Source organism: Thermoanaerobaculia bacterium (assembly GCA_035260525.1).
Taxonomy (GTDB): domain Bacteria; phylum Acidobacteriota; class Thermoanaerobaculia; order UBA5066; family DATFVB01; genus DATFVB01.
This window is the reverse complement of the sequence record DATFVB010000304.1, coordinates 1-6,794: the sequence shown is the minus strand read 5'-3', so window position 1 is coordinate 6,794 and position 6,794 is coordinate 1. Positions and strand designations below refer to the sequence as shown.

Sequence of the window (6,794 nt, the reverse complement as noted above, 5' to 3'; positions counted from 1 at the left end):
CCGGCCGGATGTAGCCGAACTGGTCCGTCGTGAGGTAATGCTCCTTCGCATTGGTCGAATACGCCTTCGGACTGGTCCGCAAGACCGGACGGCTGTTGACGACCACCGGCGCCGCGCCGCGGAACGGTACCGCGATCCCCGTTGCCGAGAGAGCCACCACGAGAAGCTGCCTGAGAATCTGCATCTGATACCTCCGACTTCGAGGAGAGCTTAAGCATCGAACGCCGCCGATTCATTGATGCAAACGACCCAAATCGAACCGGAACGCGATCGTCGATACTCGGCTTCGGATGATTGGGATCGGAAAACGAGGCCGAATGCATCGCACGCGCGCATCCGGGGATCATGCGAGGATCTCACGGTTGCGACGATGCTTAGCCGGGGGCCTCGAAGACGTCGACACCGGTAAGAAAGACCGGGTAGCGTTGAAGGAACGTGAAACGATCGGAGTTCCCGGCGGCCGGAAAGAAGCCATATCGCTCGAATCGCCCGCTCGCGCCACCCTTGCCACGGAAAAGGGCCGACTTCGAGCGATACTCGGGAACGCTCATGGCCGCGCGCAAGCGCAGCACGCACGGGCCGGCGGCGCGCCGGCCGATGGAAGGAGTCACGCGGTGAGAATCAGGACATGGAACAGCGCTCTCGCGGCCGGTATCATCCTCGCGGTCGGAGCGTGGGGGTGCAACGAGGGGACCAACGAGAAGCCGGTTTCGCGAGAGGCGTCTTCGAGTGCCGCGGCGCCGGCATCCGCGCCGCGACCGGCGGCCGCTCCTTCGATCTCGGTGTCCGGCAAGGTCCTCGAAACGATGGACGCCGCCGGTTACACGTACATGAAGCTCTCCGTCGGCGGCGCTGAGGTCTGGGCCGCCGTCAATCAGACGAAGGTGAAGGAAGGGGAGACCGTCACGGTCGCCGATGCCATGGAGATGGACGGGTTCGAGAGCCCGACCCTGCATCGGAAGTTCGACCGGATTTTCTTCGGCTCTCTCGCGAAACCGGGCGCGCCCGGGGAGAACGCCTCCGCCGCCCAGGACCAGGCGCCCCCCGACCATCCCGACGACCCCCGTTACCGCGAAATGATGGCCAAGCAGCACGCCGCCGCGGCGCAGGGGCCGTCGAAGGTCGGCGACGTCAAGGTTCCCCGCGCCGCAGGGGGGAAGACCGTCGCCGAGATCGTCGCCGACCGCAAGGCACTCGCGGACAAGGAGGTCGCCGTGCGGGGAAAAGTCGTCAAATTCCTTCCCGGGATCATGGGAAGGAACTGGGTCCACATCCGTGACGGCTCGGGCTCGGCCGACAAGAAGGACAACGACCTGACGGTGACGACCCACGACACCACGGCGGTCGGGGACGTCGTGGTCGTCAAAGGCACGGTGAAGATCGATCGGGATTTCGGAGCGGGGTATCAGTACCCGGTGCTGATCGAGGAAGCGAAGCTCTCGAAGTAGCGACGTCCGTCTCTTCCGGAAAGCACCGTGATCGCGGCCGCGTGCCACCCGCGAGACCCTGCGACATACGCGTTTTCTGTCATACCCGCGAAAGCGGGTATCCAGTCCTGGGTCCCCGCTCCCCGCTTTCGCGGGGACAAGTTTCGCGGGGACGACCGCCTTGCGGTCGCCTCACCGGGATCTCGCGGGCGATCCGCATTCCGTCCGGCTCGCGGCCTGCCCGCGCCCTCGCGCTCGAGCGCCGCGTCCCGATCTCCGGCCCGAAGTCGACGGTGAGCTTCCAGGCGGGCTTCTTCGCCTCGGGGAAATCCTCGACTTCGACGATCGTCCCGGCGCGAATCTCGACGGCCTCGAAGTCGGCCCAGGAGATCGGCATCATCGAACCGCGGCGGCCTGCGGCTCGTACGTGCCTGCCGGGGCTCGGAACGCGATCGCGAGGCGGTTCCAGGCGTTGATCGTCGCGATCGCGAGCGTCAGGTCGACGAGCTCGGTCTCGGAGAAATGCCGGCGCGCCTCTTCGAAGACCTCGTCGGGAACGTGCGCGTCGGCGACGCGCGTGACGGTCTCCGTCCAGGCGAGCGCCGCGCGCTCGCGGTCGGAGTAGAACGGAGTTTCGCGCCAGGCGTCCAGAGAATAGAGGCGCTGCTCTCCTTCGCCGATCGCGCGCAGGTCCTTCCAGTGCATGTCGATGCAGTAGGCGCATCCGTTGAGCTGCGAGGCGCGGAGCTTGATCAGGTGGATGAGCGGCGTCTCGAGGCTGCAGGCGTGAAGGTACTGCTCGAGGCCGAGCATCGCGCGGTACGCGCCGGGCGCGGCGTTGGCGTAATCGATTCGGGATTCCATGGTCCGGTTTCCTCCCGTTCCGATCATAGACCCGCGCCGCAGAAGAAAGCCCCCGCCGCTCCACGCGGGCGGGGGCGATGAATTCGTTCTCGGAGGCTACCGGCGTTCGTGGTCGCGGTGGTGATCGCGATCATGGTCGCGGTCGCCCTGGCGCCCGTGGCGATGCTCGTCGCGCCAGCGCCGGTAATCCTCTCCCTCGACGATGCGTTCGTTCGACCAGTGGCCCGGCGCGTATCGCCAGCCGCCGTATTCGCGGTGGTAGCGGGGTGCGATCCAGCGGGCGTGGCGGTCCCGGGGCCGTTCCCAGCGCCCCGGGACCCAGATCCACTGATCCCCCTGCAAGTCCCAGAAACCGCGGATCCAGATCGAGTAGCGGTCGGGGCGGCGCCCTCGTCTCTCGTAGCGAAGGCGCGGCGGCCGCGTGTGTCCGATGTGAATTTCCAGGCTCGGCTGGGGAGGTAGAGGGATCTGCGCAGCAACGGGAAGGGAAAGGGCCGCGCCGATGACGCTTACCCACAGGAGCCTCGTCAGACGTTTGGACATGCGATGAAACCTCCTGCCGCCTTCCCGAAGCAACCCCTGTGCCCGCCGAGCTCACCTCTCGATTCAAGAACTTCGGCCGTGCCGTCGATTTCCCATGTCCTTTCGAGGGCGCGTTGGTCTCGTTGACCGATTCTGCGGGCCGCGATCGGGAAAGAAAAGCCCCCGTCCGCGAATGTCGCGAACGGGGGCGGTGATGAGGCGGTGTGATCGCTTGCGGCTACATCCGATGATCGTGATCGTGATCGTGATCGTGGTCGCGCTCATGCTCGCGATCGCGATCGCGCCGTTTGTGATGCTTGTCGCTCCACTCCCGGTAGTCGCGTCCCTCGACCACGCGCTCATTGGACCAGTGGCCCGGCTCGTAGCGCCAGCCATCCTGCTCACGGTCGTAGTGCGGGTCGACCCACGTCACGTCACGGCCCGCCGGACGCTCCCAGCGTCCGGGAATCCAGACCCACTCGCCGCCTTCCCAGTCCCAGAAGCCTTTCACCCAGACATAGTCAGCGGCGGGTCTCACGTTTCGATACTCGACGCGCGGGCGCGGCGGCGCCGAGCGGGCGATGTGGATCTCCATGTGCGGGAGCGGGGGGATCGGGATCTGACCCGCCGCCGGGATCGCGATCGCGGCCGCGACCGCGGCGGGCAGAATGGATTTCAGGATTCGGTTCATGCGGACCTCCTTCCGGACAGGAAGCAGCAACCGGGATGCCGGAGAAGGGTGGAACTCCGGCCTGACGTCAAGCGGGCGAGTCGGGGCGCTTCCCGGACCGCGGCAGGAACACCGCGGCGCCGACCGTCCCCGCGGCGCCGAGCCCCGCCGCCGCGAGGAACGTCCAACGCGGCGCGATCGTCCACAGGAGGCCGCCGATCGCGGCCGCGCCGGCCACGGAAAATCCGCGAATCGTGTAGTACTTTCCGACCGTCCGTCCGCGCGCATGGGCCGGCGAAGAGTCCACGATGAACGCTTTCCGGGCCGGCTCGCCGATCTCGCGCAGGCCGCCGATCGCGAAAGCGGCCGCGAGCGCCGCAAACGTCCGGGCCGCGAAGACCGCCACGGGAAAGAGCGTGAAGAACGCGTACGTCAGGACGATGAACCGCTTCTTTTCGGCGCGCTCCGCCAGCGCCGCCGCGGGAACGTACGAAACGATCGACGTCGCCGTCAGGATGGAGACGAGGACCCCGAACCGGGCGGCGGAGAAGCCGCGGACCTCGATCACCCACACGACGAGGAAGACGTCGGGAAGACCCTCGCACAGCCGGACCAGGACATCCGCCGCGACGAGGCGTCGGAGGACGGGAGGAAGCCGCACCGCGCCGGGAGGAACGGCCGGAGCGGTCCGTCCGTTCCGAAAGACGGCCGCGAGACCGAGGATCATCACCGCCGCGAGCGCGATCGACGCGAAGAAACCCGCGCGCATTCCGCGAAGCATTCCGAGGCGGCCGATGAGGACGCCGCCGACGACCGGCGCGATTACGATCGGAATCCGCTTGACGACGGCCTGGACGGTGAATCCGACGATCCGCTTCGCCCCGCGGAGCTCCTCGCCGATCATCGCGAAGGTGGCCGGAAGTCCCAGCGACGGCCACGCCATCACGAGGACGATGCCCGCGAACACTCCCGCGATCGATCGCCACAGCGCGAAGACCAGGAAACCTGCGAGCGTGACGCCGCCGAAGAGGAGAAGGGCCGCCCGCGTGCCGATCCGATCCGTGATGGCGCCGCCCGGATACGCGTACGCGGCGTCGAGTAAATCCTTCAGCGTCCCGAAGACTCCGATGAGGAACGGGGCGGCCCCGAGAAAGCGGAGGTACTCGGGGACGTAGCGGAACCACAGCTCCTGGCCGAAACCGAAGACGAAGAGACCGGCCGCCAGGGCCGCGACGCCGCCCTCGAGGCCGAGAGAGCGTCGCAGGGCCGTGGCGCGCCCGGGGGGGACCGCGGGGCCGGAGGTCATCCGCTCAGGGCTTCGTGGCGACCTTCGAGAGCGCGGCCTTCAGTCCCCCGCCGATCCTCGGCGGGGTCCCGACTCCCCAGAAGTGCATGAAGAAGAGCCGCGGTGTCTCGCGGAGCATGTGCGAGTGGAGCGCCGTGACCTCGATCCCGTGCGACTGGAGCTCGGCGATCACGGGATTGACCTCGTCGGCGACGAGGACGAAGTCTCCCGTCGCCGCGACGCGTTCGCCCGCGGTCTGGACGTTGATCGACTCCGCCATCCCCATCGAGGGAGGAATCTCCATCCCGCCGTCGGTGATCGGGTCCGCCCGGGGCACGCCGACCTGGAGGACCGTTCCGGCCATCGTTCCCTTCTTGCCGAGGCTCGTCTGGAGCTCATCGAGGAGCTTCGTCTGCGCCGGCGTCGGATGCGCGGGCGCCGCGGCCTGCGTCGGGGTCTTCGTCTTTGCGAGCGCGTCCTTCAGCGTCTTCGCGAGGGCCGCCGGCTCGCCCTTCCCCATGAAGTGGACGTAGAGGACGTGCGGCGTCTCGCCGAGAAGGTGGTTGTGGATCGCGAGGACTTCGAATCCTCCGGCCTGGAGCGCGCGAACGACCGGATTGACCTCCGCTTCGAGCAGGACGAGATCTCCCATCGTCATCGCGTTCGACCCTTCCGCCCGGAAGGCGGCCCAGGACCCGAGAGCGAGCGCGGGCTGGACTGCCACCGTCGCGACGCGGACGCGCAGGTCCGAGCGCGGCCAGGAGTACTTCTGCACCTCTCCCGGCAGGCTCTTCCCCTCCTGTCCGAGCGTCTTTCCGACCTCCTGCCAGTCCGCCCCCGAAAGCGCCGAGGCGAGGGCGAGAGCCGCGAGCAGAATTCCGATCCGTTTCATGACGAGTCTCCTTTCTTCCCGATCTTCGGAGCTGCCGCGGGAAGCGAGGCGCCGCGGCGGCGGAACGATTCGTAAAGGCCGTCGAACAGCTCGAAGCCGTGCTCGATGCGGTCTGTGTCCTCCGGATTCGCGAGCAGGAGGCCATGGAGAAGGCGCTCGATTCCCGCCGCCTCCGGCCTCCCGAACTTTCCGTCCTTCAGGTCGATGTCGTGGACGATCTCGGCGATCGGCTCGAGCGCCGGATCGGCGAGACCGAGGCGGGCGACGAGGGTTTCGAACGTGCAGCGGTCCCCTTCGTGCGTGAAGTCGCCTCCCGGGATGTCGAACCGGATCTCGCCGGGAACGCGAACGCCTTCGCGGAGATCGACGAAGCGCAGCTTCGCGCCGGGGTCGACGAACCGGCGGACGAGCCAGGCCGATCCGATCCGGTCGACGTGGACGCCCTTTCGCGTCACCCAGGTGCGGCCCCGCAGGTTCGTCCGGTCGACCGACCGGCCGCTCGGAGACGGAGAAGGGAGCTTCCGCTCGAGCTCGGCGAAGAGATCCTCGACCTCCTTGCGTCCGACCGAGCCGAAGAAGTCGATGCGGACGAGCTCGGCGAGCCGCCGGCGAAGGCGCTCGACGGCGGCGGCCGCTTCTCCGTCGGGGCCGGCACGCCGGGCCCGGCGGCTGCGCGAGACGAGGGGCCGGATCTCTTCGGCGAGGCGGTGGAACTCCGCGTCCCGCTCCGCCCGGAACCGTTCGACGAGCCGCCGGTCAGCGTCGTCGTCGACGAAATCGGCCCGGCAGACGTACGCATCGCCCCCTCCGGCGGCGATCTCCTGCGCGATCCATTGGAAGTCTTCGAGACATTCGTCGGTGAAGGGGAGAACGTAGACCGAGTTCTTCAGCGCGATCGCGCCGACGCGTACGAGGCGGTTCCGGATCTTCGCGCGGAGATAGAGCGGCTTCGGGGGAATCTGGTGGATCAGGAGATGCCATCGATGCCTTTCCGCCGTCATCGGGAGCACTCCTTCTCGAGGTGAGCGTAGAGCGAGTCGTAGAGGAACGAAGCGCGCTCCAGGATGTCGGCGTCGTCGCGGCCGACCTCCGTGAATCCCTGGCTGATGGCCCAGAGTCCCGCCGACTCGCGCG

8 protein-coding genes and 1 pseudogene are annotated in these 6,794 nt (G+C 67.8%); 1 reads left to right on the top strand and 8 read right to left on the bottom strand.

Annotation, left to right across the window (positions count from 1 at the left end; all coding sequences use genetic code 11):
* Positions 1-184, bottom strand: a 184-nt coding sequence (locus VKH46_14595) for a hypothetical protein (GenBank protein ID HKB72072.1), incomplete at its 3' end; no start/stop codon positions are given.
* Positions 185-614: 430 nt separating this feature from the next.
* On the opposite strand from VKH46_14595, the gene VKH46_14590 reads away from it, so the two are divergent.
* Positions 615-1,448, top strand: coding sequence for a nucleotide-binding protein (locus VKH46_14590; GenBank protein ID HKB72071.1), 834 nt, complete (start codon positions 615-617; stop codon positions 1,446-1,448).
* Between the two features lie 226 nt (positions 1,449-1,674).
* On the opposite strand, the pseudogene VKH46_14585 reads toward VKH46_14590, so the two are convergent.
* The 7 genes and pseudogenes from VKH46_14585 to VKH46_14555 all read right to left on the bottom strand — a co-directional run bounded on the left by VKH46_14585 (position 1,675) and on the right by VKH46_14555 (position 6,661).
* Positions 1,675-1,827: pseudogene (locus VKH46_14585) on the bottom strand (tRNA-binding protein).
* Positions 1,824-2,291, bottom strand: a complete 468-nt coding sequence (locus VKH46_14580; GenBank protein ID HKB72070.1) for a carboxymuconolactone decarboxylase family protein — start codon at positions 2,289-2,291, stop codon at positions 1,824-1,826. The pseudogene VKH46_14585 and the gene VKH46_14580 overlap by 4 nt, the downstream one beginning before the upstream one ends.
* A 96-nt stretch (positions 2,292-2,387) precedes the next feature.
* Positions 2,388-2,834 (bottom strand): hypothetical protein, encoded by a 447-nt coding sequence (locus VKH46_14575; protein ID HKB72069.1) that lies wholly within the window; start codon positions 2,832-2,834, stop codon positions 2,388-2,390.
* 217 nt (positions 2,835-3,051) lie between these two features.
* Entirely contained in the window at positions 3,052-3,504 is a 453-nt protein-coding gene (locus tag VKH46_14570; protein ID HKB72068.1) for a YXWGXW repeat-containing protein, read from the bottom strand.
* Positions 3,505-3,571: 67 nt separating this feature from the next.
* On the bottom strand, positions 3,572-4,789 hold the full coding sequence (locus VKH46_14565) for an MFS transporter (protein HKB72067.1): 1,218 nt from the start codon (positions 4,787-4,789) through the stop codon (positions 3,572-3,574).
* A gap of 4 nt (positions 4,790-4,793) precedes the next feature.
* Entirely contained in the window at positions 4,794-5,660 is an 867-nt protein-coding gene (locus tag VKH46_14560; GenBank protein HKB72066.1) for a DUF1259 domain-containing protein, read from the bottom strand.
* A complete protein-coding gene (locus VKH46_14555) occupies positions 5,657-6,661 on the bottom strand; it encodes a chromate resistance protein ChrB domain-containing protein (protein ID HKB72065.1) in 1,005 nt (334 codons plus the stop codon). The genes VKH46_14560 and VKH46_14555 overlap by 4 nt, the downstream gene beginning before the upstream one ends.
* Between the last annotated feature and the right edge of the window lie 133 nt (positions 6,662-6,794).